The organism is Gorillibacterium sp. sgz306347, from assembly GCF_059735245.1.
The window spans coordinates 85,189-111,463 of the sequence record NZ_JCAPET010000008.1 but is presented as its reverse complement, the minus strand read 5'-3'; the positions used below and the strand labels follow the sequence as shown (position 1 = coordinate 111,463).

The 26,275-nt window shown below is 59.9% G+C and carries 17 protein-coding genes; 15 read left to right on the top strand and 2 right to left on the bottom strand.

Annotated features, from left to right (window positions below):
- Positions 1–20 precede the first annotated feature (20 nt).
- The 3 genes from AC6I6H_RS06780 to AC6I6H_RS06770 are packed head-to-tail and all read left to right on the top strand — an operon-like array spanning position 21 to position 2,944.
- On the top strand, positions 21–1,220 hold the full coding sequence (locus tag AC6I6H_RS06780; RefSeq protein ID WP_497952981.1) for a quaternary amine ABC transporter ATP-binding protein: 1,200 nt from the start codon (positions 21–23) through the stop codon (positions 1,218–1,220).
- Positions 1,217–2,053, top strand: coding sequence for an ABC transporter permease (locus AC6I6H_RS06775; protein WP_497952980.1), 837 nt, complete (start codon positions 1,217–1,219; stop codon positions 2,051–2,053). Before AC6I6H_RS06780 ends, AC6I6H_RS06775 begins: the two co-directional genes overlap by 4 nt.
- 15 nt (positions 2,054–2,068) lie before the next feature.
- On the top strand, positions 2,069–2,944 hold the full coding sequence (locus tag AC6I6H_RS06770; protein ID WP_497952979.1) for a glycine betaine ABC transporter substrate-binding protein: 876 nt from the start codon (positions 2,069–2,071) through the stop codon (positions 2,942–2,944).
- A gap of 226 nt (positions 2,945–3,170) precedes the next feature.
- On the opposite strand, the gene AC6I6H_RS06765 is transcribed toward AC6I6H_RS06770, so the two are convergent.
- The gene (locus tag AC6I6H_RS06765) at positions 3,171–6,500 is read right to left on the bottom strand and encodes a X2-like carbohydrate binding domain-containing protein (RefSeq protein WP_497953000.1); all 3,330 of its coding nucleotides are present in this window, start codon (positions 6,498–6,500) and stop codon (positions 3,171–3,173) included.
- Between the two features lie 569 nt (positions 6,501–7,069).
- Between AC6I6H_RS06765 and AC6I6H_RS06760 the strand changes: the two genes are divergently transcribed.
- The 4 genes from AC6I6H_RS06760 (at position 7,070) to AC6I6H_RS06745 (ending at position 17,268) form a co-directional block, all read left to right on the top strand.
- Complete coding sequence (locus AC6I6H_RS06760; protein ID WP_497952978.1) at positions 7,070–11,026, top strand: S8 family serine peptidase; 3,957 nt, start codon at positions 7,070–7,072, stop codon at positions 11,024–11,026.
- Between the two features lie 133 nt (positions 11,027–11,159).
- The gene (locus AC6I6H_RS06755; RefSeq protein WP_497952977.1) at positions 11,160–12,398 is read left to right on the top strand and encodes an S-layer homology domain-containing protein; all 1,239 of its coding nucleotides are present in this window, start codon (positions 11,160–11,162) and stop codon (positions 12,396–12,398) included.
- Positions 12,399–12,663: 265 nt separating this feature from the next.
- Entirely contained in the window at positions 12,664–14,715 is a 2,052-nt protein-coding gene (locus AC6I6H_RS06750; RefSeq protein WP_497952976.1) for a glycoside hydrolase family 6 protein, read from the top strand.
- A gap of 141 nt (positions 14,716–14,856) precedes the next feature.
- The gene (locus AC6I6H_RS06745) at positions 14,857–17,268 is read left to right on the top strand and encodes a glycoside hydrolase family 9 protein (RefSeq protein WP_497952975.1); all 2,412 of its coding nucleotides are present in this window, start codon (positions 14,857–14,859) and stop codon (positions 17,266–17,268) included.
- Positions 17,269–17,423: 155 nt separating this feature from the next.
- Here AC6I6H_RS06745 and AC6I6H_RS06740 read toward each other — a convergent pair whose 3' ends face one another.
- Positions 17,424–18,257 (bottom strand): TerC family protein, encoded by an 834-nt coding sequence (locus AC6I6H_RS06740; protein WP_497952974.1) that lies wholly within the window; start codon positions 18,255–18,257, stop codon positions 17,424–17,426.
- A 304-nt stretch (positions 18,258–18,561) separates the two neighbouring features.
- On the opposite strand from AC6I6H_RS06740, the gene AC6I6H_RS06735 reads away from it, so the two are divergent.
- From AC6I6H_RS06735 to AC6I6H_RS06700, 8 genes are all read left to right on the top strand, one after another.
- The gene (locus tag AC6I6H_RS06735) at positions 18,562–20,037 is read left to right on the top strand and encodes a metallophosphoesterase (protein WP_497952973.1); all 1,476 of its coding nucleotides are present in this window, start codon (positions 18,562–18,564) and stop codon (positions 20,035–20,037) included.
- A gap of 107 nt (positions 20,038–20,144) precedes the next feature.
- Positions 20,145–21,041, top strand: coding sequence for a radical SAM/SPASM domain-containing protein (locus tag AC6I6H_RS06730; protein WP_497952972.1), 897 nt, complete (start codon positions 20,145–20,147; stop codon positions 21,039–21,041).
- 92 nt (positions 21,042–21,133) lie between these two features.
- The gene (locus AC6I6H_RS06725) at positions 21,134–22,375 is read left to right on the top strand and encodes an MFS transporter (RefSeq protein WP_497952971.1); all 1,242 of its coding nucleotides are present in this window, start codon (positions 21,134–21,136) and stop codon (positions 22,373–22,375) included.
- A 109-nt stretch (positions 22,376–22,484) separates the two neighbouring features.
- The gene (locus AC6I6H_RS06720; protein WP_497952970.1) at positions 22,485–22,658 is read left to right on the top strand and encodes a hypothetical protein; all 174 of its coding nucleotides are present in this window, start codon (positions 22,485–22,487) and stop codon (positions 22,656–22,658) included.
- Between the two features lie 125 nt (positions 22,659–22,783).
- Positions 22,784–23,392, top strand: coding sequence for an RNA polymerase sigma factor (locus AC6I6H_RS06715; RefSeq protein ID WP_497952969.1), 609 nt, complete (start codon positions 22,784–22,786; stop codon positions 23,390–23,392).
- Positions 23,379–24,206, top strand: a complete 828-nt coding sequence (locus AC6I6H_RS06710) for an LLC1 domain-containing protein (protein WP_497952968.1) — start codon at positions 23,379–23,381, stop codon at positions 24,204–24,206. The genes AC6I6H_RS06715 and AC6I6H_RS06710 overlap by 14 nt, the downstream gene beginning before the upstream one ends.
- A complete protein-coding gene (locus AC6I6H_RS06705; protein ID WP_497952967.1) occupies positions 24,196–25,068 on the top strand; it encodes an ABC transporter ATP-binding protein in 873 nt (290 codons plus the stop codon). Before AC6I6H_RS06710 ends, AC6I6H_RS06705 begins: the two co-directional genes overlap by 11 nt.
- A complete protein-coding gene (locus AC6I6H_RS06700) occupies positions 25,065–26,198 on the top strand; it encodes a hypothetical protein (RefSeq protein ID WP_497952966.1) in 1,134 nt (377 codons plus the stop codon). The genes AC6I6H_RS06705 and AC6I6H_RS06700 overlap by 4 nt, the downstream gene beginning before the upstream one ends.
- Positions 26,199–26,275 lie beyond the last annotated feature (77 nt).

Genomic DNA, 26,275 nt, shown 5'->3' with positions numbered 1-26,275 from the left:
TAAAGGGACAGGAGGTTCATATGCCGATTATAGAAATCAAACGGCTGACCAAAGTGTTCGGAGCGGACCCCAAACGCGGGGTAGCGCTATTGAATCAAGGTTGGACAAAAGAAAAGATTTATCGCGAAACGAAAATGACGATCGGGGTCAACAACGCCGAGTTCGCCATCGAAGAAGGGGAAATCTTCGTTATTATGGGGCTCTCGGGCAGCGGCAAATCGACGCTGGTGCGTCTGCTGAACCGGCTGATCGAACCGACGGCGGGAGAAGTTCTGTTTCAAGGAAAAGATGTGCTCAAGATGAACGCGGAGGAGCTCCGGCAGTTCCGGCGCAAAAACATCGGCATGGTGTTTCAAAAGTTCGCGCTGTTTCCGCACCGGACGGTGCTGGAAAACGCGGAGTACGGGCTTGAGGTGCAGGGCGTGGACAAAAAGAAACGCAGCGAGCTCGCCCGCCGGGCGCTTGAGCTGGTCGGACTGGGCGGCTGGGAAGAGAGCCGTCCCGACCAGCTGAGCGGCGGCATGCAGCAGCGCGTCGGTCTGGCGCGCGGCCTTGCCAACGATCCGGACATTTTGCTCATGGACGAAGCCTTCAGCGCGCTTGACCCGCTGATCCGCAAGGATATGCAGTCGGAGCTGCTGGATCTCCAGGCGAGCATGAAGAAGACAATCGTCTTTATAACCCACGACCTGGACGAAGCGCTGCGAATCGGGGACCGGATCGCGCTAATGAAGGACGGCTCGATCGTACAGATCGGAACGCCGGAGGAAATTCTGACGCAGCCGGCCAACAAATACGTCGAGCGCTTTATCGAGGACGTGGACTTGTCCAAGGTGCTGACCGCCGCGCATATCATGCACAAGCCGGAAACGATCCGGCTCGAACGCGGGCCGCGCGTAGCCCTGCAGTTTATGTCGGACAGCGGCGTGTCCACGCTGTATGCGACGGACAAGGAAGGGCGGCTTATCGGGGTCGTGACGGCGGAGGCGGCTTCGGACGCGCTGAAGAACAACCGGAGCCTGGAATCGGTTTTGGAACGGGATATCACCACCGTACCGCCCGAAACGCTGATCAACGAGCTCTTCGAGCTGACTGTCGGCACACGCGTGCCGGTGGCGGTCGTGGATGACAAGAACCGCCTGAAAGGAATCATTATCAAAGGGGCTATCCTGTCCGCTCTGGCGGGGAATGAGCTGCCGGAAATGGAGGGGGGACGATGAATCTGCCCAAACTGCCTCTCGGCGAATGGATCGAAGCCGTAGAGACTTGGTTAAACACGCATCTCGGAGGTTTTTTTGACGCAATTCGCGCTTTGATCGCCTGGATGGTCGGCGGGCTGGAGACAGTGCTTACGTTTGCGCCCGCGCTGGCGGTCATCCTTGTGTTAACCGCGCTTTCTTACTGGATCGGCAAATGGAAGCTGGCCTTGTTTGCTTTTATCGGATTGTTTCTGATCGACAATCTTGGCTTGTGGGGGCCCACCATGCAGTCGTTGGCGCTGGTTCTCACCGCGTCCATTTTGTCCATTGTGATCGGAGTTCCGCTCGGGATTCTGTGCGCCCGCAGCAAGGCGGTCCGCAACGTTGTTACGCCCGTTCTTGACTTTATGCAGACGATGCCGGCGTTTGTGTATCTGCTTCCGGCCGTGTCCTTTTTCTCGCTCGGGGTTGTCCCGGGTGTGGTCGCTTCGGTGATCTTTGCGATTCCGCCCACCATCCGGCTGACCAATCTCGGCATCCGGCAGGTTCCGGAGGAGCTGGCGGAGGCGGCCGACGCCTTTGGCTCAACACCGGCCCAGAAGCTGTTCAAGCTCCAGCTTCCGATCGCTCTGCCCACCATCATGGCCGGCATCAACCAAACGATCATGCTGGCGCTTTCGATGGTCGTCATTTCGTCGATGATCGGGGCTCAAGGAGTGGGCGCATACGTTTACCGGGCGGTTTCCCAGGCCAAAACCGGGATCGGGTTCGAAGCGGGGATCGCCATCGTCATTGTCGCAATCCTGCTCGACCGGCTGACGCAATCCATCGTGGGCAAGAAAAAAACCTCTTGAGGAGTGAATGGCTTCATGAAAAAAAAGAACGTTATCCTTAGTCTCTGTTTCCTTCTGATTTTTACCGTCTTTGCCGCCGGCTGCAGCAACGTGAACGCCGGCGACAAGACCATCAAGCTGGCTTATGTGGCTTGGGACTCGGAGATCGCCAGCTCATACGTCGTCAAGGAAGTGCTGGAATCCAAGCTCGGGTACACCGTGGAAATGCTCCAGGTTGACGCGGGGCCGATGTTTGCCGGCCTGGCCGACGGCAGCGCCGATGCGATGGCGGCCGCCTGGCTGCCCGGCACCCACGCTTCTTACCTGGAGAAATACGGTTCGCAGGTTGAGGACCTCGGCCCGAATCTGAACGGAACAAAAACCGGCCTGGCCGTTCCCGCTTATATGGACATCCGCTCCATTGAAGACCTGAAGAACCCGGATGTCGCCAAATCGCTGCAAAACCGGATCGTCGGCATCGAACCGGGCGCGGGCATCATGATGGCAACCGGGCAAGCAATCGAAGCCTACGGCCTGACGGACATCAGCCTGCTGGAAAGCTCCTCGGCCGCCATGGCTCAGGAGCTGCAAAAAGCCTATGAGGCGAAGCAGCCGATCGTGGTGACGGGCTGGACGCCGCACTGGATGTTCGCTTCCATGGAGCTCAAATACCTGGAAGACCCGAAGGGGATTTACGGCGGGGAAGAGCAAATTCACACCATGGTCCGCCAAGGACTTCAGGACGACCAGCCGGCAGCGTACCGTTTCCTGGATCAATTCGAATGGACACCGGACGATATGGCCGAGGTGATGGTGGAGATTCAAGGCGGAAGCTCGCCGGAGGATGCTGCCAAAGCTTGGGTGGACGCGCATGCGGAGCAGGTGAATGCGTGGACGGAAGGTGCCGAGTGATTGCCGCGTTTGAATAATGAAGGGAAGCCGCCGGGCTGATCCGGCGCGGCGGCATGGAGAACTTGAAAAGCGGGTATGACCGCCTGCTCCGGCTGGACGGAAACAGCCAGCCTGCAAGCCTGAATAAAAACGGGAAGCGCGCCCACGGCAGGCGCCGCTTCCCGTTTTTGGGTTGGCAGCCGGCATCGTTCAGCAGCGACGCCGGCTGTTATGATTCATCGGTCGGTCAGGGCTCGACGCCCCATTGCAGCGCCCCGGCCGCATATGCCGTCACTTTCGTTTGGTCGACGAAGGTGGTGGCGGCGGCGTTAAACGAGTAGTCGTCGCTTTGCGTGTAATTGGTCCAGTCCGTTTTGGAAATCCGGGTCTGGATGTCCACGCTTTGTCCGGGAGCCAGCGTGCCGGCAGCGGCTGTAAAGCCGATTTCCGCATAGTAGTCGGCTCCGGTTTTGGCGGCCGGCATTTTGACGATGACGCCCGTCACATTGGCCGTTCCTGCGCTGGACCAGTCGACAAAGAGGTTTTGCGCCTTGTCCCCGTTAACGGTGAAGTAGTAGCGGAGCTTGATCGTCGACAGGTTGACGGCGGTTGTTCCGGTGTTGATCAGCTTGAAGCGCGGGGCGAGCGAATTGGTGGCTGCCGCCGTCGTTCCGTTGAAGGCTTGCACTTTCAGCCCGCCCGGCACGGAAACCGTCGTATCCACGACCGTTAACGCCAGCGTTTGGGCCGCGCCCGCGCTGAAGGAGAAGGTGAGGTTCACCGGTCCGACCGGAAGGGCGGCCAGGTAGCTTTTCTTGAGGGTGACGGCCGTGCCGCTCACCGTGTAGTCCGTCCCGGCGGCAAGCGCTGCGCTGCCGTTCTTGATGGCGATCAACGTGTTTCCGTTCAGCGTCAGACTGACCGGAATATCCGCCTGGTTGGCCGTCTTCTTGTCAAACGCTGCGCTGGTCGGTGAGATCGCCGAATCCTTGACCGGCGAAGTAGTGGTATCCACGACATTGACGGCAAGCACGGCCGATGCGCCGGCGCTAAAGGTAAAGGTCAGGTTCGCCGCGCCGAGCGGAAGAGCCGCCAGGTAGCTTTTCTTGAGGGTGACGGTCGTGCCGGATACCGTGTAGTCGGTTCCGGCCGTCAAAACCACCGCTCCGTTCTTGATCCCCGTAAATGAATTTCCATTCAGCGTCAGGCTGACCGGAATATCCGCCTGGTTGGCTGTCTTTTTGTCGAATGTTGCCGCTGTTGGAGCAATCGACGAGTTGTTCGGTCCGGGACCGCCTACCGGATCGGCATACAGGATGCCCCGCCCGTTCGAGCCGAGATAGACCCGGCCGTATTTCTTGGGATCGCCCGTGATGGCCGAGTTGATGGCGGCGTATTGGTGCTGGTCGTCGTTAATGCGCACCCAGCTCGCGCCGGTGTCGTTGGAACGGAATACCCCGCGCACGCCGTCGACCTTGGCGCTGATGTAGATGGCCATGTAGTCGTGTCCGGGCGCGGCTTTGCCGAAGCCGACGACATCGGCTTCCTGCACGTTGGTGAGCTTCGTGAAGCTGGCTCCGGAATCGGTGGAATGCCATAAGCCGTAGACCGTATCCGCGTTGCCGCCGGCGATCCAGATATCGCCTTCAATGCCCGGAATCGCTTTGACATTGCCGGTGTTCGGGAGGCCGCTGGCGGCCGTTTGGGTGAACGTGGCTCCGCCGTCGGCGCTTACATAAAACTTGCCGTCTGCAAGCGCGTAGAACTTGTTTTTGTTCACGCGGTCGGCCGCCACCTCGGCGCCGGCCGGAACGCCGGTGCTGGCTGTCCAGGAGTTGCCGGATGTTTTGGAATAGAACACGCCCAAGTCGGACGTTTTCCAGACGATCGAGCTGCCGTCCGCCGCCAGGGCGACCGTCCCGCCGCCTTTGGTGCCTGCCGGCATGCTGTTCGCCAGATACCAGTTCGAGCCGCCGTCGCGCGAAATACCGAGCAGCAGCGCGTTCGGATAATTGGCGTCATAGTTGCCGGCCCGTACGATAAAGGCCGGGTCAAGCTCCGCATAGTCCATGCTGGCCGTGCTGCTCGGATTGACCAGCATTTTGGCCGGAACCTTGGTGACGTCGTTGTGGCGGAAACCGCTTACATCAAAAACGCCGCTGATCAGCTCGGCTCCCGCCGGAGGACTGATCAAATCGCTGACCGCCATTTCTTCAATACCCTGGGCCATGGCGGAAATCTTGATTTTGCCGCCTTTGTCCCAATCCGTCAGGTTGTTGGTTCCGTACAGCGTCGCCCCGGTTCCGTACATCATCCGGTTCGAATTAAAGGGATCGATTTCGATGTCGCCGATCATCCAGCCGAGCTTCGGCTGCACCTCGGGCGGCTGGGGAGTGGTCCCCCAATCCAGCCACGGAGCGGCGGAGATGTCCTGGGTGTAGCGCATCGTCCGGTTCGGATAGCCGGCCCATTCCCAGATGCTTGTCCAGGTCGCGCCGCCGTCCGTGCTGCGGAAAATGAACTCGTCCGGCCACCAGGCGTTAAGCGAGGAAACCATCAGGGTATCGGGATTTTGGGCGTCCACGGCCAACCCGCCGAAGCCAAAGCGGTTGTCCTCGCTGGTGACCGGAATCGGCGTGATGTCCGTCCAGGCGCCGGTGGCGGTGTTCAGCTTGTAAACAAGCCCTTTGCCTCCGCCGTCATACGGGCCGACTCCGGTGCTGTAGGTAATGTAAAGGGAGCCGTTGGAGCCGATAACTCCGTGATGAGGGAAGTAGCCGGTCGGCTGTCCGGGCACGGCCTGCCAGGTCGCCCCTCCGTCGGAGCTGTGGAAAATGTTGTTTTCCTTGTCCGCAACGCCGACGTAAATGGACTGCGTGGCCTGGCCGGCGGAACCGGTCGATTTGTCGAAGGCGATCCAGGAAATGCCGACAATGTCCCCCTGGTAAGGGTCGCCCGGAAGCACTATATAGGAGCCCGGATTCGGGAAATTGGTCACCTTCGACCAGGTGGCCCCAAAGTTCGTGCTTCGCCACAAGCCGTTGCCGCTGCGGGCGCCGAGGTAAAGGATGTTATTCTTGTTCGGGTCGATGACCAGCCGTTCGCCCATGGAGCGGCCCGGCATGTTGCCGCCGACTTTGAACGGGAGAGGGGAGTCGGTCCACGTGTTCCCGCGGTCGGTGGAAATCATCACCTGGCCGTTGTTCTTGTCCCAATCGTTGGTATACGTCCCCGTCAGCAGATAAACGCGGTCCGGATCGACCGGGTCGGTGGCGAGCGCATCGACGCCGTTCTTGTTCCAGTCCGTCCAGCCGACATGATCGGTCAGCGGAATCCAGGTCGAGTCGGCCGGATTCCAGCGGTAGGCGCCGCCGATATCGGTGCGCGCGTAAATCAGGTTCGGTTCCGATTCGTTAAAAATAATGCCCGGAATAAATCCGCCGCCTGCGCCGGTATTGACATTTTTCCATTCATAAGCTTCGCTGGGCGGCGCCGCCTGCGCGGCATGCGGAGCGAGCGAAACAACCGACGTGGCGACCAGGGCGGCGGAAAGCGCCAGCGCGCCCCATTTTTTCATACCTGTCCTCACACAAAAACCTCCTCCAATATCGTTTGACCTTCCAAGACAGCCGCGCCCTCGCGCGGGTGGCGCCTCACACTCCTTTCGTTTGCCAAGCTGGGCCAAGCGGTCGTGCACCGGCCGCCAAAGCGGAGGCCGGTCCTTGCAAACGGCGGACAACCGCCGGTAACAAGCGGGAGAGAAGAACGGTAATCCGAACCAAGAGAAGGTACAGAGTTATGAATACGGTTACAAAAACCGGGTTGAAAGAAATTACCGAATCCAAGTTAAAAAACCATATGGAAAATAAAAAGTAATATTATGTCAGAATGACTCAACAACATAATACCATTTTGCTAGAAAAAGTAAACTCCTTTCCTTTGCGACCGTTCATTTTCATTTTGTTTCATTTTGCGGCCTGCGGAAGGGCTTTTTGGAATGTTTTCCGGTGCGCGGCCATATATCACTTAGGAAACCGGATAAAGGAGGCGAAAGAGAGAAACCCGGGAATTGAGAGAAACGGCATTGCCCCGGCAACAGGAGAGCGCTGCAAGAAATAAAAAAAGAGCGCAGGAGGGACAACCGACTTGAGGAGAAAAAAGAAATCCGCTTGGCTTGCCATTCCGCTGACCATCGCATTGTGCGCGCCCGGCTATGCTGCCGCCGTCCCGACGGACCCGGCTTCGGCTTTGAAGCCGCAGCTGAACCCGGCACCGTTTACGCTGTCCGAGGAGCTTCATTTTGCAAACGCAGGCAAAGAAAAAGCCTCCGCCCGGCAGACCGGCAAGACCGCCGCGCCGTTTGACTTCCAGGCGTCAAGCGAAGCGGCTAGTAAAGTCAAGACGGAAGTGCGCAATTTCGTTCCGGCATCGGCCAGCGGCACACCGGTGACGGTCATCGTGGAATTGAGCGAGCTGCCGGAAGCGGTCTATCAAGCGCAGGTCGCCAATGGCGCGCTTAAAGCAGCCGGCAATCAGCCGGCTTTGCTGAAGCGGGAGCAGGCGGCGTTTTCCGCGGCGGCGGCCAAGACGCCGGGGGTGAAGCTCGGACGCCAGTACAAAAAGGTGTTTAACGGGTTCTCGCTGCAGGTCCCGGCCAATAAAGTTCCCGCCCTGGCAGCGCTGCCGGGCGTCAAGGCAATTTATCCGTCCCGGCAAATGTCGGCGGTCCCCGTCGAAGCCTCCGCCGGCCCGCTGATGAACGACAGCGCGCCGCACATCGGCGCGCCGGGTTACTGGGACAGCGGGTTTGACGGAAGCGGCATTCAGGTGGCCGTGATCGACACCGGGATTGATTATCATCATCCCAGCCTGAAGGATGCCTACAAAGGCGGCTATGATTTCGTCGACAACGATGCCGATCCGCTGGAAACGGGCCTGGACCCGGCTCATCCGGCGAATCCCAAGGATTATACCGAACACGGCACACATGTATCGGGAACGGTGGTGGGACGAGGCAATCCGGCTCATCCGGACGGACCGACCGGCTGGGTTCGCGGCGTCGCGCCGGGAGCGGACCTGTACGTCTACCGGGTGCTCGGGCCCGGAGGCACCGGATCGGAAGCCGACATCATCGCCGGGATTGAGAAAGCGGTCGAGGACGGTGCGGATGTCATCAACCTTTCGCTCGGCTCCGATACCAACGACCAGTATGCGGCCGACTCCATCGCCGTCAACAATGCGTCGCTGGCGGGCGTCGTAGTTGCCGTGGCGAACGGCAACGAAGGCCCGGGCGAGTTCACGACCGGCTCTCCGGCAGCCGCCAAGCTGGCGATTTCCGTCGGCGCCTCCACGCCTCCGGGCGATGTGGTCACCGCACGGGGCGGGCTCAGCGTCGCCGACGCGACTTACCAGGAGCTCCGGCTGATGGGCTATGAATCGGACAGCGATTACCGCGCGCTCGCCGGCAAGCCGTTCCCGCTCGTATATGCGGGTCTCGGCGATACGGCGGATTTTGCAGGCAAGGATCTGACCGGCAAGATCGCGCTGATCAAACGCGGTGAAATCGCCTTTACCGATAAAATCGAAAATGCCAAAAAAGCCGGCGCCGCCGCCGCCATTATTTTTAACCGGGATGACCTGGACGGATACTGCGGCATCCTGCTGGACGATTCCATTCATTTCATTCCGACGTTTGACATGAAAGGCGCCGACGGCCGCGCGCTGCTTGCCGCCCTTGCGGCAAACCCGAACGCCGTTTATACGCTCGGCGACTTCTCCGGCTTCTACGATCCGGGAGACGCGATGGCGGACTTCTCCTCGCAGGGACCCGCGCTCCCCGGCCTGGACATCAAGCCGGATATCAGCGCGCCCGGCGTTTCGATCCGCTCCGCCGTACCGGCTTTTGACGGCACCTATACGTACGCGTATGAAAACCTGCAGGGCACCAGTATGGCCTCGCCTCATGTGGCGGGCGCGGCGGCGCTCATTCTGGACCGCCAGCCGGAGCTGACGCCCGACGAGATCAAAGCGCTGCTGACGAACAGCGCCGTGAAGCTGTCCGACGCGAACGGCCGGTATTCGCACTTTATCCAGGGCGCGGGCCGTGTCAGCCTGCCGAACGCCTTCGAAGAAACGGCCGTCGCTCTCGTTCGCGACACCTACAGCGCGGGACCCGGCGAACCGGCAACCGACTATCACACCGGTAATGTTTCCTTCGGCATTCTTCAGCCCGGCGATACGGCCGCACGCGTGATCGACGTGAAGGACATCGCCGGCAAATCCTCCGCGTATGCCATTCAAACCAAATGGTATGGAGCCGAAGCCGGGCCGCTGACCGCGGACGCCGCCCAGCTTGCGGTGGCGGCAGGCGAAAGCAAGCCGTTCGAGGTAAGCTTGACGGTCTCGCCGGAAACGCCGGACGGACGCTATGAAGGCGAAATCGTCCTGACGGAAGCGGGCGGAACGGTGATCAGCATCCCGGTCGCCGTTTATGTCGGAGAGGTGGAGCTGCCCAGCCCCGTTTCCGGGCTGAGCATAACGCCGGATATTTTCTCTCCGAACGGAGACGGGCTGCGGGACACGGCGGATCTGGCCTTTAAAGTGAATTACGCCAATTCCTATTTCTCCGTGGACGCGTATGATTTGCTTGCCGACGGTTGGGTAGGCGTTATCGCCGAAGCGGCCTATGGCGTCGACCCCGGAAGCTACACGTTAAAAGGGTGGGACGGCACGGTCTCGGATTATTATTCGGAGTTTACGGTGCCGGACGGTTACTACGCCCTGCTGCCCTATTTTGCGGACCTCGATACGCTTTTCCCCGAGCCGGTCGTTGACGCAGCGGTGCCGTTTGCCGTCGACACGGCGGCGCCGGCTTCCAAGCTGACCGGCACGATTGAGGTGAACGGCAGCGCCGGTACGATCCGCGGCACAATCGAGAGCGATCTCCTGGTGGATATCCTCGGCGATTACTCGGGAGTCGCAGTTGCGGCGCTTTATGAGAAAAACGGCGTTACCGAGCAGGCGGACGGAACAATCGCGGCTGACGGCACGTTCGCCATTTCCGTTCCGGTTCAGGACGGCGACAACACGTTTGAAGTGTTTGTTTACGACGCGGCGTTCAACGGAACGGCCGATCCGGCCCATGTGGTAACGTACACCAAAACGCCCGAGCCGGCGAAAGGCAGCGTCACGGCTTTGCCGTCGGCCGCCCAGGTCGCAACGGGCGAGGCGTTTGAGGTCGGCGTGGCCTTTACAGGCGTCAAGGACCTGTACTCTGCGGAATTCAGCCTGACCTACGATCCCAAGTTGATCAAAGGCACGCTGGAGCCGGGCGCGGCGCTTGCCGCCCATCAGGAAGCGGAGAACCCGGGTACCGGCTTGATTACGAAAGAGAAAACCGTTGTGCTGGAGAACGGCTTGGTGCGTTCCGATTATGTGCTGTCGCTAGCGGGCGATATCTCCGGCTACAGCGGGGATGGCAAGCTGGCCGCGTATCATTTCTCGGCCGACCGGGAGGGCGATTACGCCTTTACGCTTTCCGGCGTCCGCTTCCTGGGAAGCGCCGGACAGGAAATTGATCCCGGCACGCTCGCGAACGGCACCGTGAAGGTGGTTCGCGGAGGAACGGGACCGGTCGAGCAGATTATTTCGGGCCAAATTTCCGCAGAAGCGCTCGGAACGGCCGCCGCTTATAACAAAGTTTGGTACAGCGGAGCGGACGGCACCTTGAAAACCGTCGTCGAGGCAATTGCCGCGAACGGAACGGTCGTGAAGCTGGGCACGGTTGAGGCGGACGGCACCTATAAGCTGGCTGTGCCGAGCGGCAAGTACACTGTACGGGTTGTCGTGCCGGGCCACATCGCCGCGGAAGCGGAGGTTACGGCGGACAGCGCGAAAACCGTCAACTTCGGACCGCTCGCGGCCGGCGACGTGAACGGCGATTCCCGCATCGACCTGGCCGATCTGAACCAGGCGGCGCGCGCATTCGCGAAGGAAGAGCCGTGGCAATCGCTCGTTTCGGCGCTGGCGGATCTGAACCGTGACGGCAAGGTGAACCTGCTGGACATTTCCTTCATCCTGGCCAACTACGGATTATCCAAGTAAAGGCGATCCGGTAAAAGGACGGCAAGCTGCCGGAGGAGCGGGAAGCTCCTCCGGTTCTTTCATCGACGGCATAAGGGAGCGGCATCACGGTTGTAAGCGGCAAGAGACCGATAAAAGGAGGCAAATAAAAGCGATGCGAAAAACAAAAGCTTGGCCGGCGGTATTGGCGGTTGCAATCACCCTCGGAGGGATGGAGACGGGACAAGCCTTCGCCGCCGGGACGGCTTCGGGAAGCCCCCTGTGGGCGGACTATCCGGCCCCGCAACCGCAGATTCGCATAGCGTTGTCCGAAACTGCGGTTCAACCGGGACAAACCGTGGAGGCAGCCGTTTGGCTGCAGGGTTTCCTTGGGCCATATGGCGGTGTGGAAGGGTACGAGTATACGCTGCGGTACGATCCGACCCTGCTGGAGCCCGTCCCGAGCGGAGCGGTTCCGACCGCTGTCTTCGCCAAAGCGTCGGCGCCGATTGCCTGGGCCAACCGGATCGACCCAACGGGAGAAATCCGGGTCGCCGAATCGCTTCCGCCCAAAAGCGCGTCCGGTTTTTTCAGCGGCAGCGGGAAGGCGGGCAAGATTACGTTTCGGGCTTTGCGAAACGGAACGGCCAAGCTGACGCTCGCCGAAACCATCGCAATCCAGCCGGGCAGACCGGGCGCCAATCTCCGGCACTCGGCGGGAGAAGCGGCTCTTGTCGTCGGCAGCGAAGGGGCAGCTTCGCCGTCCGCCTGGACCCCGTCCAAAGCGGCGGGAGAAGAGCCTGAAGCAGGGGCAGTCCGCACCGTGCCGCAAGTGCTTGCCCGCTACCGGGACGCGGCGCAGATTGAGCGGCTTTCCTGGGCCGCCGAGGCGGTTGCCGGTTTGACCGACTACGGCGTTGTACACGGAAGCGGCGACGGTTCGTTTCACCCAGCGGACTACATGACGCGGGCGGAATTTGCCGCATTGGTGTCGGCCGCTTTCGGCCTCGACATGCAGCAGCGCTCCGTCCCGACATTCCGCGACGTGGCGGCGGGGGATTGGGAATACGACGCGGTCGAAACGGCGGCGGCGCACGGACTTGTTGAGGGCTACCCCGGCGAAGGCCGCCTGCCGTTTCGGCCGGACGGCTTTATTACCCGGGCGGAAATCGCCTCGGTTCTGGTCAAGGCGATGAAAGACGGCGGAGCACGCGCTCCGGCTGAAGGAGCCCCGCTGCCTTTTCGGGATGTCGGTCCGGGACATTGGGCACACGAAGCAATAGCCCGTCTGTACGGAAAAGGAGTCGTCGCCGGACGGGGGCCCGGGCGTTTCGCCCCGACGGAGAAAGCCACGCGTGCTGAAGTGAGCGTGCTGGTGCATAACCTGCTTTCCAGGACGAAGAACGGCAAATGAAGGCGGGAAAAGTTGAAAAACGACAATAAAAGGTCCGGTTTCCCGCTAGTGCAGGAGAAAAGGCTTACATATAATGGGAGTACGCCGCCGGATATGGTGTGATTGCCTGCGGCAGCGGTCGGATGAAACGGGCGAACAGAGGGCAGGAGGCTGTTCGCCGTTTTTTGCCGGGGGAGGTGAAAGCGCTTTATAAAAAAGGGACTGCTTGTACGGCATGATTCGACACAGCCGATTCAATGAGTCAAAAGAGAAGGGAGACGAAAACATGACCACCGCTTCGAAAAAGCGGCCGATCGTCCTGACCGCTTTGCTGTCGCTTGCGATCAGCTTGACGGTTCCGTTCGGACAGGCCGCGCCGGCAAACGCCGAATCCCATGTCGACAACCCGTTTGTCGGCGCCACGCAATACGTGAATCCCGATTATGCCGCCTTGATCGATACCTCGATCACCAAAGTATCCGATCCTGCGCTCATCGCCAAAATGGAGAAGGTAAAACAGTACCCGACCGCCGTCTGGATGGACCGGATTGCGGCCATTCATGGCGGAGAACAGAACGGGGGACGCAGGAGCCTGGAGCAGACAATGGACGCCGTGCTGGCCCAAAAGCAGGGCAGCACTCCGATTGCGGCAACCTTTGTCATTTACAACTTGCCCGGACGGGACTGCCACGCATTGGCCTCTAACGGCGAATTGCCGCTTACCCAGGCCGGTCTGACCACGTACAAGACGCAGTATATCGACGTAATCGCGGATATTTTCGCCAAGCCGAAATACAGCGGCATCCGGATTGTAACCGTTATTGAACCCGACTCGCTGCCGAATCTGGTGACGAATCTGAACGATCCGGAATGCGCCGAAGCGAACAGCACGAACATTTACCGGGACGCAACCCGCTATGCTTTGGACAAGCTGCACGCCATCCCCAATGTTTACACGTACATGGACATCGGCCACTCCGGCTGGCTCGGCTGGGACAGCAACATGGGCCCGGCCATCAACCTGTTTACGAGCGTGGTGGCCGGAACGGCAGCCGGGCTTAACAGCGTAGACGGCTTTATCACCAACACGGCCAATACGACGCCGCTGGAGGAGCCAAATCTGCCAAATCCGAATTTGCAGCTGAACGGCGGCCAGCTCCGGTCGGCCAGCTATTACGAATGGAATCCTTACTTTGATGAAGTGGACTTCACCGCCGCGCTTTATTCCGGCTTTGTCGCCAAAGGCTGGCCGAGCAGCATCGGCTTCCTGGTCGACACGAGCCGCAACGGCTGGGGCGGGCCGAACCGGCCGACCTCCGCAAGCGGAACCACGGTGAACGAATACGCCGATTCCGGGCGCATCGACAAGCGCACGCACCGCGGCAACTGGTGCAACGCGGCAGGTGCGGGGATCGGGGAACGTCCGCAGGCGGCGCCCGCCGGGTATGCGGCGTCTCATCTGGACGCGTTTGTCTGGGTAAAACCGCCCGGAGAATCCGACGGCTCCAGCACCGCGATTCCGAACAACGAAGGCAAAGGCTTTGACCGCATGTGCGACCCGACTTATGTCGCCGCAAGCGGAAAATTGACCGGCGCGCTGCCGGGCGCTCCCGTGTCCGGCCACTGGTTCCATGACCAGTTCGTGCAGCTCGTGACGAACGCTTATCCGGTCATTACATCCGGCGGCCCGACTCCTACACCGACGGCAACGCCAACCGCCACGCCGACGCCAACCGCCACGCCGACGCCGACCGCCACGCCGACTCCAACGCCGACGCCAACACCGACCGCCACGCCGACTCCAACGCCGACGCCAACACCGACGGCTACGCCGACTCCAACGCCGACGCCAACACCGACGGCTACGCCAACGCCGACCCCGCCGGTGGGCAGCCTGGTGCTGCAGTACAAAGCGGCGGATACAAACGCGGGCGATAATCAGATCAAGCCGCATTTCAACATCAAAAATAACGGCACAACGCCGGTCAATCTGAGCGATCTGAAAATCCGTTACTACTTCACGAAGGAAGGCACCGAGTCGCTGGTTTCCACCATTGACTGGGCGCAGGTAGGCGGCGGGAACATCGTTCAGACGTTTGGAACCGCTTCGGGCACCGGCGCGGATACGTATCTGGAGCTTTCCTTCTCGTCCGGGGCCGGCACGATTGCGCCCGGCGGACAATCCGGCGATATCCAGGTCCGGATCAACAAATCAAACTGGACCAATTTCAATGAAGCGAACGACTACTCCTATGATCCGACCAAAACCGCCTTCGCCAACTGGAGCAAGGTGACGCTGTATCAGGGCGGCACGCTCGTCTGGGGCACGCAGCCCTAAGCGGGACGGTTTAACGTTCATTTAGGAAACGGGAACGGGGAGCGGTTTTCCTGCGGCTTTGCCGCGGGAAGAGAAGACCGGCTTCCCGTTTCCGGCTTTTCCATCCGTTATCGGCAGCCCCGCAATAAGAAAGGAGGCTTTATGAAACACAAAAAACTCGCATTTGCGCTCGCGCTGGCTCTGGCCATCCCTCTTGTCCCCGCCCCGGCCAAGGCTGATTTTGACACCGCAAACGTCCGCGTTAACCAGATCGGCTACTTGCCCGCTGCAGACAAGATCGCCACCGTCATCACCTCCGCGTCCGCTCCGCTGGACTGGACGCTTCGCGATGCTTCCGGAACGGTTCGGGCCAGCGGGAAGACGGCGGTATACGGCTTTGACCGCGCCTCGGGCGATACGCTCCACCGGGCGGATTTTTCGGCTTTCGCCGTCCCCGGCTCCTATACGCTCCAGGTGGCGGGCATCGGGACCAGCGTTCCGTTCACGATCGGAACCGGCCTGTACCCCGATTTAGCCAAGGACGCGATGGCTTATTTTTATTTTCACCGGATGGGCGTCGCCATCGAAGCGGCTTATCTGAGCAATCCGGCATTCGCCCATAAGGCAATCCATCCGAACGATACGCAGCTCGGCAGCTATAACAACTGGAGCCAGGGCGCAACCTTCAATGTCAAAAATTCCTGGGCGGATGCCGGCGATTTCGGGATATACCCGGTCAATCAAGCCATATCCGCCTGGACGCTGCTGAACTTGCTGGAGCGCTATCCGTCCGCGTTCGGCGACGGAGCGCTGAATATTCCCGAGAAAGCAAACGGCATTCCCGATTTGCTGGACGAAACTGCATTCGGCTCCACCTTTATGAAAGGCATGCTGCCCGCAAACGGCGGCCTCGCCTCCCATAAAGTGCATGCGGACAACTGGAGCGCCTTTCCGCTGACCGACATTGACGGAGAGAACGCCATGGTCCGCAAAGCCCAGCCGCCCTCGACCAATGCGACTTACGCGGTCGTCCGCAACGCTGCCCACTTGGCGCGCCTTCTGCAGCCCTATGACAGCGCGGCCGCGGAAAGCTGGTGGAGCACCGCCAAAACGGCGTGGACCCGGGCGCTGGCGAATCCGAACGTGGACTATACCGGCTCCACGCCGGACAGCGCGGGCGGGGGAGATTACGATGACACGGTCAACAGCGACGACCAGTACGCCGCCGCCGTCGAGCTATATTTGACGGCCTCCAAGCGAAACGATCCGGGGGCCTCCGGTTACCGGAGCTACGTGACCGGCTCGCCGCATTACAAGGAGGTCGGCGACTTCTTCTGGGGAGACGTGTCAACCCTCGGTACGCTTTCCCTGCTGTCCGCTGCAAACGACTTGCCCGTATCGGACAAAGCGGACATGAAAGCGATGCTGCTTGCTTACGCGGATTCGATCGGTTCCATCATCGCATCGGAGGGCTATCCGGTTCCGCTGCCCGGCTCCGAGCCGTATCCGTGGGGCTCCAATTCGGTCGTCGTCAACCGGATGCTTCTTCTCGGTTACGCGTACGACATCAGCGGCAATCCCGCTTACCTGAAAAGCATGCACCGGGCGATGGATTATTTGCTCGGCAATAACCCGATGAAGCTTTCTTATATTACCGGGTACGGCGAATTCTCCGAGTCGGATTTACACGACCGGTACGCTTGGGGCAAATACCTGAACGGCGTCGCTTTTCCCAAAGGTTGGTTGAGCGGAGGCCCAAACAACGGCCTGATTAACGACCCGGCCACGCCGGCGGGGCGTCCGGCCGCAAAATCCTACGCCGGCAAAAACACGGCCCCCGACGCCTGGGCCTCTAAAGAAAACACGATCAACTGGAACGCGCCGCTCGTCTGGGTCGCGGAATATCTTAAAGAGCACGAGGCGCCTCTTGCGGGCACAGGCCCGACGCCGACGCCGACGCCAAGCGCAACCCCGACCGCGACGCCAACCCCGACTCCGACTCCGGCTACGCCTACGCCGACAACGGGAACGCCTACACCCACAGCAAGCGCAACTCCGACGCCGACGGCAAGCATAACACCTCTGCCGACGCCAAGCTCGGGACCGTCGGAGACCCCGCCAAGCGGACTTGCCGTCCAGTACAAGACGGCGGATTCCAACGCGGGGGATAACCAGATTCGGCCTCATTTCAACATCAAAAACAACGGTTCGGCGGCGGTTAACCTGGCGGATCTGAAAATCCGCTACTATTTTACGAAGGACGGAAGCGAGGCGCTGACGGCGAATGTGGATTGGGCGCAGGCGGGGACGTCCAATATCCGCACCTCCTTCGGAGCGGTACAGGCGGCGGGAGCCGACCAGTACCTCGAAATCGGGTTTGCGGCCTCGGCGGGTACGCTGGCGCCCGGCGCACAAACCGGCGACATCCAGATCCGGCTCAACAAAGCCAACTGGACCAATTTTAATGAAGCCAATGATTATTCGTACAATTCCTCGCTAAGCGCGTATACCGATTGGAGCAGGGCGGTCCTTTACCGGAACGGCACGCTTGTTTGGGGCGTTCCGCCTCAATAACAGGGAGGAACGTTCGAACCAGAACCGGCGGCTTGTTCTGCCTTGCCGGTAATCTCGCCGTGCAGCAAGGAGGCGGACCAACCGCCCGGCTGGAACAAAAAAAGCCGTTCCGCAGGTTTTTGACCTGGAACGGCTTTTCTGCTTGCGGCACAAAATCAGGCTTTCGGATCGTTGAGGTTTTTCTCCAGCAGCTCTTCCTCTTCGCCCACGACTTTGGCTTCCTTTTTGGTGATGGGGCTCTCGGCGTCGGCTTTGCCCGAAAGGAACCAGCCCGCTACCGCGATGCCGATCAGCACGACCCAGAAAATCGCTTTCCAGGTGGCCGACTCGATAAAGTGCTTATCGACTACATTAATGTCTTCATGTGCCAGCGTATAAAGGGCCAGCTTCACGCCTACCCAGCCGACGATCGTAAAAGCGGCCGTTTCGAGGTTCGGGCGTTTTTGCAGCAGGGAAACGAAATAGGTGGCCGCAAAACGCATGATGACGATACCGATCAAGCCGCCCGCCAGAATGACGAGGAATTGTCCGCCGTCCAGACCGCCGATTTCCCGGATGCCGGAAGGGGGAAGGGTAACGGCCAGCGCCACGGCGGCAAGAATCGAGTCAACCGCAAACGCGATGTCGGCCAGCTCCACCTTGGCGACGGTGCCCCAGAAGCCCGATTCCTTTTTGGGCTTGGACGAGTGGCCGTCCTTTTTGAATACAAATTTTTTGAAAAGGTGATTAATCGAGATGTAAAGCAGATAAAGTGCGCCGATCGCCTGGACCTGCCAAACGTTGACCAGAAACGAAATCAGGAACAACGCGCCGAAACGAAGTACGAAAGCGCCGGCCAGCCCGTAGAACAGAGCCTTTTTTCGTTTGTCGTCCGGCAAATGCTTGACCATGACCGCCATGACCAGCGCGTTGTCCGCCGCCAAAATCCCTTCCAGCGCGACAAGAACAAGCAGTACCCAGCCATACTCCAACAGTAATTCCATGTCCAACCTCCCAAGATTGTAGGATGAGTGCTTCTTTCTTTTCGGCTCGGGACAAAGAAAAGACCTTTGCCGAAAAGGCAAAGGTCTGGCTGAGCATGATCTGTATCCTTCATGCCAACAAAGCCGATGGACGCGGGGTCCATGAATTGACGACTTTGTTTTCAGGTGTGCACCTGAACGCTACTCCCCTTTGGAGAAACAATTAAGTTGTACTCATGATAGCTTCTTTTACTCCGCTTTGTCAACTGCCGTCCGGAAGACCGCTTCTCTTGTGGAGTAATGAACCGGTTCGTTATACTGGTATAAACAAGTGGACGAGCTGGAACGGGAAATGGAAGCGTTCGGCCTGGTGAAGCTGGCGCATGCGGCCACGGACGGCATCGGCATGATGCAGAGTCGGCCATCCCCCCGACAGGAGGCGAGAAATTTGACCATTCACGGAAAGCGGGGCGCCTTGCTGGGCGCCTCGCTTGGCTTGCTGCTGCTTGCGGGCTGCGGCCGGGAAGACTTCCAGCTGCCCGCTGCTTACGCCGCCGCTTCGGACGGGACGCTGGACATGGCAATTGCCACGGACATACACTATTTGTCGCCGAAGCTGACCGACCGCGGACCCGCGTTTGCCCGTTTTTTGTCAGAAGGGGACGGCAAAGACCTGGGATATGGGGAAGAGCTGCTAAACACCTTTGCCTTCGAGCTTGCGGAGCGGCGGCCGGACGTGCTGCTGCTCAGCGGAGACCTGACCAATAACGGGGAACGGGAAAGCCACCTGGACCTGGCGGAAAAGCTCCGCAGGATCGAGCTGGGCGGAACGGCCGTGTATGTCATTCCCGGCAACCACGACATCGACAACCCGTGGGCGCGCAAATTTTCGGGAGACAGCCAGTATTACACCGACACGGTGAAAGCGAAGGACTTTGCGGAGATCTATGGAGCGTTCGGCTACCGCGAAGCGGTGTCGCGGGACAAAACGACGCTCAGCTACCTGGCCGCTCCGAGCGAGAAGGTATGGCTGCTGATGCTGGACACGAGCCAGTACGCCCGGAACCGCGCGCTCGGGCATCCTCAGACGGACGGCCAAATCAGCAAGGACACCTTTCAATGGATGGAACGCTGTGCGAAGCTGGCCGAAGAGAAGGGGGCGGTGCTCGTTCCGGTTCTGCACCATAACCTTCTCGATCACAGCGAGGTGATCCAGGACGGTTTTACCTTGAACAATGCGGCGGAAGCGCGGGATTGGCTGCGCCGGCACGGGATCGCGGCAGGCTTTAGCGGCCACATTCACATTCAGGACATCAGTGCCGACGGTGACGGGGAATCCGTTCTCTACGATATCGTCACGAATGCCTTGTCCGTGTACCCGAACCAGTACGGCCTCCTTTCGGTGACCGGAAATGGCGCCGAGCTCGATTACCAGACCAAGGAACTGGATGTGGAACGATGGGCGGCCGCGCAGGCTTTGAAGGACGGCAATCTGCTGCAATACGAGCGGTACAGCGAGGAGCGCTTCGGCGGGATGGCGGAACGGCTGCTCGGCAGCCCGGAAGCGTTCGACCGGGAGGAACCGCTGACGGACGCGGACCGGAAGGCCATGACGGAGGTTATCCGGCGTCTGAACCTGAATTATTTTGCCGGGCGGGATGCGGTTAGCGCAAAGGAGCTGGCAGGCACCCGGGGCTTCCGGCTCTGGCAGGAGGCGCCCGGGGGGTTTTTGAAGCGGTATGTGGACAGCATGGTCAGCGAGACAGGACCGGACGACAACCGGGTCAAGCTGTCCCTGCGCCGGTAAAGCCGGCTGGCCGGAGGAGCATCAGGGACCGGGTTGACCGGGAAGCTTGACGCGCGGTATGATGGCTCAGACTCAACATCAGCACAGGAATAGAAAGGTGCGGACCCGTGAAAGCTTTTCGCAAAATGTACATCGAGATCGCCAGCGTCTGCAACCTGAGCTGCAGCTTTTGTCCGCCTACCGAGCGGAAGGCCGCCTTTATCGGCGTCCCGGAATTCGAAGCCATTTTGTCGGAGATTGCGCCTTACGCCCGGCTGGTCGCTTTTCATGTGAAAGGCGAGCCGCTGCTCCATCCCAAGCTGGACCGGCTCCTTGACGCCTGCCACGCCAAAGGCGTCCAGGTGAACATCACCACAAACGGCACGCTGCTCGAAAAAGCAAAGCCGAAGCTGTTCGGCAAGCCGGCGCTCCGGCAGATGAATTTTTCGCTGCACAGCTTTGAAGGAGCGGCGGACAGCGACGAAACGCGCGCAGCGCTTGAGCGTTACATGCGTCCGCTTCTGTCCTTTGCCAAGGAAACCGCCAAGGACGGCGTGCTGACCTCGTTTCGCCTGTGGAACCTGGGTCCGGTTCAAGAAAAAGACGCGGAGCCGGCCGCCGAAAGCCGGAACCGTCCGCTGCTGGAGATCCTGGAGCGGGAGTTCGGCCTGGACGAAAAAATCGACGAAAGCCTCATCAAAGGGCAGGGAGTCAAGCTGGCCGATAACATTTACCTGAACCAGGACCTGCAGTTTGACTGGCCCAGTCTGGAGGCGCCGGAGGATGACGGCAGAGGGTTTTGCCATGCCCTGCGCAAGCAGGCGGCGGTTCTGGTAGACGGCACCGTCGTCCCGTGCTGCCTGGACGGCGAAGGGGTGATCGGGCTCGGCAACCTGCATGAAAAACCGCTTGCGGAAATTTTGCAGGGTGATCGGGCGACCCGGCTGGTGGACGGCTTTACGGCGAGAACCGCCGTGGAGGAGCTGTGCCGCAAATGCGGCTACCGCAAACGGTTTGGCCGCTGATCCAATAGCGCGCTTTCCCGGCCGCCTGCTGGCAGGGGAAGACAGCGCTTTGCAGCTACTTATTAAAGGTATTTAAAAAGTTAGGGGCTACTATGGACAATCAGAAGAAAAGACGCTTCAGCAAAAATGAAGTCATGCAGCTCGCCACCATTTTTCTCGGCTTTATCATTTTTGGCATATCGGAAAACATCAAAGGGCCGGCCATTCCCCGCATTCAATTTGAGTTTGCCTTGAGCGAAGGGCAAATCGGCAGCCTGCTGTCTTTGAATTCGCTCGGGTATTTGCTCGCCTGCTCGTTTACGGCTGTGCTGACCCGAAAGCTCGGGATCAAGAACGTGACGCTTCTGGCGTTCGGCAGCATGACGCTGGCCGGGGTGCTGATCTATTTTTCGCCGAGCTATCCGCTCTTCTCCTCCTCGTACTTTCTGATGTACATCGGGAACGGGATGCTGGAAATCGGGCTCGCCATTTTGGGGGCGCGGATTTTTGTCCGCAATGTCGGCACCATGATGAATCTGTCTCATTTCTTCTACGGGTTAAGCTCGATCGTCGCTCCGCTGCTGGCATCGGGCCTGATGACCGTTTCGGTGATGGGGCACGTCCTGGACTGGAGAGGGATGTACTTGATCATGCTGTCGCTTTCCGTGCTGCCGATGCTTCCGGCCATTCTCGGCCGTTTTCCCGGGGACCAGGTAAGCCATGAAGACCGGATTCCGCTTCAGAAGCTGCTGCGCGATCCGGCGCTTTGGCTGGTGATCGCCGTCCTGACCTTCGGCGTCGTCTCGGAGATGGCAGTCGGCGGCTGGCTCGTCAATTTTCTGGAGAAGTCGTACGGGTGGGACAGCGCATCCGCCTCCGGCATGCTGGCCGCCTTCTTCTTTTGCTTTGCGGCGGCCCGGCTTGTGCTGGGCCCGCTGACGGACAGAATCGGCTTTACGCTTTCGTTTATTCTGTTTTCCGGGCTTTCGGCTTTGTGCACCTTTTTCGCGCTCGCCGGGGGAGAGCCGTGGGCGTTTCTGTTCGCCGCCGCGGGGATCGGCGTCGCTCCGCTGTATCCGACTGTCATGGCGTTTATCGCCAAGCGGTACCCGAACGGCAGCGACACCGCCATTACGTTTACGGTGACCATCATGGGCATCGGGAGCGTGGTCGGAAATTACATCATCGGGGCCGTTACCGACGGCGTTAAAGCTTCTATTGGAGCGGACACGCATGAGGGACTGGTCCGGGGCCTTCAGGCGGGGTATGGCTTTATCGGCTTGTGCGCGCTGCTATGCGCCGTCTCGGGTCTCGTTCTGTACGGCTATTTAAAGCAAAGAAAGCAGTTGATCTGACGCTGCCGTATAGTTTGGGCCTGCGCCTGCGAAACTAGAAGAAGTCTTCCGGCAGGCGGGGAATCCGCGCGGGCCGGAAGGCGGAACTTAGCCGCAAAGGAGAATGCAGATGACTTCCGTGCAGCCGGACAAAAATTTGATCAGCTCGGTCAAAGAGGTGGAAAACGGGGCTCCGACAAGCCTGGAGGCCCAGCAGGAGCAGCAGGCCAAAAACGACCGCCGCAAGGAAATGCTCCGCAACGAAGCGGACGACCGCCGCAACGAGAAGAACGTTTATCAATAAGAAGCGTCAGGCAAAATCCCGCCGGAAAAATCCGTGCGGGATTTTTCGCGCGCGGTGGATTATTCTGAAGGCATGCGTCTTTTTTTGTCCGGTTTACGTAGTATCGGGTGCCGTTTGCAAAGGAAGTGATTGTCATAAAAGAAGAAGCGTTAGTCGAGCAGGTCCGAAAGGGAAACGAGGCGGCGGTCGAGCTCCTCATCCGGCAGACCTACCCGGACATCTACCGGTTTTTGCTGTGGAAGGTGCACGACGAAAGTCTAGCCTGGGACTTGGCGCAAAGCACGTTTGAGAAGGCCTGGACCCGGCTGGATACTTACGAAGGAGCAAAAGGCTCTTTTCGGCCCTGGCTTTTGTCCATCGCTCGCAATGTCTGCATTGATCACGCGCGGAGCAAAGGCGCCCGGCAGGCTGCCATGAGCGAAGAATGGAATGAACAGACGGCGGGAATGGGAGATGTGCTGGAAAGCATCCTGATGCGCGAGGATATGCGCCGGGTATACGCTGCCATGCGAAAGCTGCCGGAGGAGCAGCGCGAAGCGGTTTTGCTCCGGTACAAGCACGAGCTTTCGTATGCCGAGATTGCCGCCGCCACGGAGACGGCCGAATCGACGGTCAAATCAAGGGTTTCCCGGTCGCTGGCCAAGCTGCGGGCATTGATTGGCGGGGAGCCGGAGGAAGCCGGGCGCCTGCAAACGAAACGAACGAAAGGGGAGAAGTCGAATGGATCACAATGACAAGCGTTCCTCTATAACGCCGCCGGAGTTCGAAGCGCTTGATCACCGGGAAAAGGAGGAGCTGGTCCGGCTGATTCGCGCTCTGCCCGAGCCGCCGGTGCCGGACGGCTTTGTCGAGCAGGCAATGGCGGGCTGGCGCAAAACGGCCGGCACGCTGTCCCTGAAGCGGGATAACGGGCTGGCGAAGCCGCTCGGGTTCAGCCGCAAGCTGGGCATTTTGCTGTCGGACGGCTGGCGGGCCGAGCTCCTGTGGGGCGGCCTGCTGTTCGCGGCGGGCTGCCTGCTGCTTGGCCTAACCTCGCTGCCCCTGCTGTTTCTTTTCCCGGCGGCCGGGTGCATTCCGCTGCTTACCGCCACCTTTTTTACCGCACGCCAAGCCCTCTGCGGCATGAGCGAGCTGACGGCAAGCCTGCGGATTCCGCCGGCCTGGTACCTGAACGCCCGGCTGCTTCTGGCGGGCGCCTTCACGCTGGCGCTGAATGTGCTGGCGCTCGCCGTTTGGCAGACCGGGCTGGAGCGGGCGATGCTCGGCAGGATGGCGCTTTTGTGGTGCATTCCGCTGCTGGTCAATGCTGCGGCGGCGCTCACGATTGCGGGCCGCGTCCGCCATTACGGACAGCTGGCGGCGCTGCTGACGCTGCTGCCGTTTCTATGGACCTTTGTGTTTTCGCTGCGGCCCGTCGAGCGCTGGGTCGTTTCCGCCCCCCTGTACGGACTTGCCGCCGCCGCATTTGCCGCCGCCCTTTTGCTTGCCCTGGCGGTACGGATCAACAGCCGTTTTATGAGAAGGGGAGGGTTTTTGCTTGGAGCTTGAGTTGCGCGGAATCAATCATCATTACGGTAAGAAGCAGGTACTGGACAGCCTGGATATCTCGTTCGTGCCGGGCATTTACGGCCTTTTGGGGCCGAACGGCACGGGCAAAACGACGCTCATGCGAATTATGGCCGATGTGCTGCGTCCTTCGGACGGCCGCGTGCTGCTGAACGGTCGCGACAAGGAAGCCTTGGGGGACCGCTACCGGGCGGAGCTCGGGTATCTGCCGCAGGAGCTGGGGCTTTACGGGCATTTCACCGGCCGCAAATTTTTGCGGTATGTCGCGGTTTTGAAAGGGCTCGGGAAGGCGGAGGCGGAAGAGCGGATCGCGCATCTGGCGGAAACCGTGAACCTGACCGACGCGCTGGATACCAAATGCGGGAAATATTCCGGCGGCATGAAGCGGAGGCTCGGCATCGCGCAGGCGCTTTTGAACAACCCGCGGATGCTTATTCTGGACGAGCCGACGGTAGGGCTTGATCCGATGGAGCGCATCCGGTTCCGCAACCTGATTGCCGAAATCGCGCACGGCCGCATTGTCATCCTGTCCACTCATATTGTGTCCGACATCGACCTGATGGCTCACCGCGTCCTTATGATGCGCAAGGGCCGGCTGCTGCGGCAGGGCTCGATTGCGGAATTGACGGCGGGCTTGAAGGGCCAGGTCTGGAGAGCGTACGTGTCCGACAGACAACTGGCCGACATCGAGCGGAGGTGGACGGTACTGTCCAAGCTCCAGCTGGAATCGGGCTGTGAATTAAGAGTCATCAGCGATGAGCCGCCCTGCGAGGGCGCCGTTCTTCTGGAACCGGGACTGGAAGACGTCTACATGCAGGACTATAAGGAGTTGGCCGCCAAATGAAGAGTCTGATCAAATTCGAGCTGCAAAAGCTGCTTCGTCCGCGAACCTGGCTGGCCATCCTGCTTTCCTTCGGTTTTGTTCTCTTTTATTTCTTTTCCCTGCTTTATCCGAAAGGAATGGACAGCCTGCTTGCCGTGCAGAAGGACTATCCCGAATTGATCCAGCGCCATGAAGGACCGCTCCAGCCCGAGCTGGTGAAAAAGTACTCGTTCCGGCTGGATGAGCCGAGGGCGGAGGACAGCGAGGGACCGGATGCCGAGAAAGCGGTTCGCATTGTGGAGCAACATTACGCGGCGGCGGGCTATCAGGCGGAGCAATTTAGGGACCGTTTGAATGAATTGAAAGCTCACGCGGAGCAAGCGAAAAAAAACGGCGATTCCTTTGCTGCCAAGAGCACGGCCAAGCAATGGGCCATGATGGAAAAACTGAACATGGACGGCTTTTATATCACACGAAGCTGGGATAGCCTCAATTTACTGGTAACTGAAATTCCCGGCAGTCTGATCATGGGGCTTGTGCTTGCGCTATCGCTTGCCTCGTTGTTTTCCGGCGAGGCGGATCACCGTACGGATGCGCTGATCCGATCGACCAAAAGGGGGAGGGGGCAGGTCGGAGGAGCGAAAGCGGCCGCTGCTGTCTTGTTTGCGGCGGGATGGGTCACCCTGTTTTATGGGTTCAGTCTGCTTGCAGCCAATCTGCCGTTCCGGTTTGTGGGCTGGAACGCCCCCTTGAACGATCTGTACGAATTTCGGGATTCGCCCTATCATCTGACTCAGCTCGGAGGATACTTGGCGCAGTATGCAATGACTCTTCTCGCGGCGTGCGCGCTGGCGCTCTTGATCGGACTGTTTTCCGCCTTCAGCAAAAGCAGCTTGGGCAGCCTGGGCGCGGCGTTTGCGTTTCTTATCCTGCCGCTGTTCTCGTTCACCGGTTTTCTCGGAAAAGTGATGAACCTGCTGCCTTCCCGCATTATGGCGAGCAGCACCTTGTTCCGCCATTTCAAGGTCTATAACCTCGGCGGGATACCCGTGACCTATGTCACGGTTGCCGCAGCCGTCATGCTGGCGGCTCTGCTGGCCGCCGCCTTCCTGATTCCCCGGGTTTACGTCCGAAGGGCGAACGGCTCCTGATATGTCCATTCCATGAACGTTTTTACTAGCTTGTTTCCTTAAAAAAGCAGCCGGGTAAACTCTAATGAACCCAATCA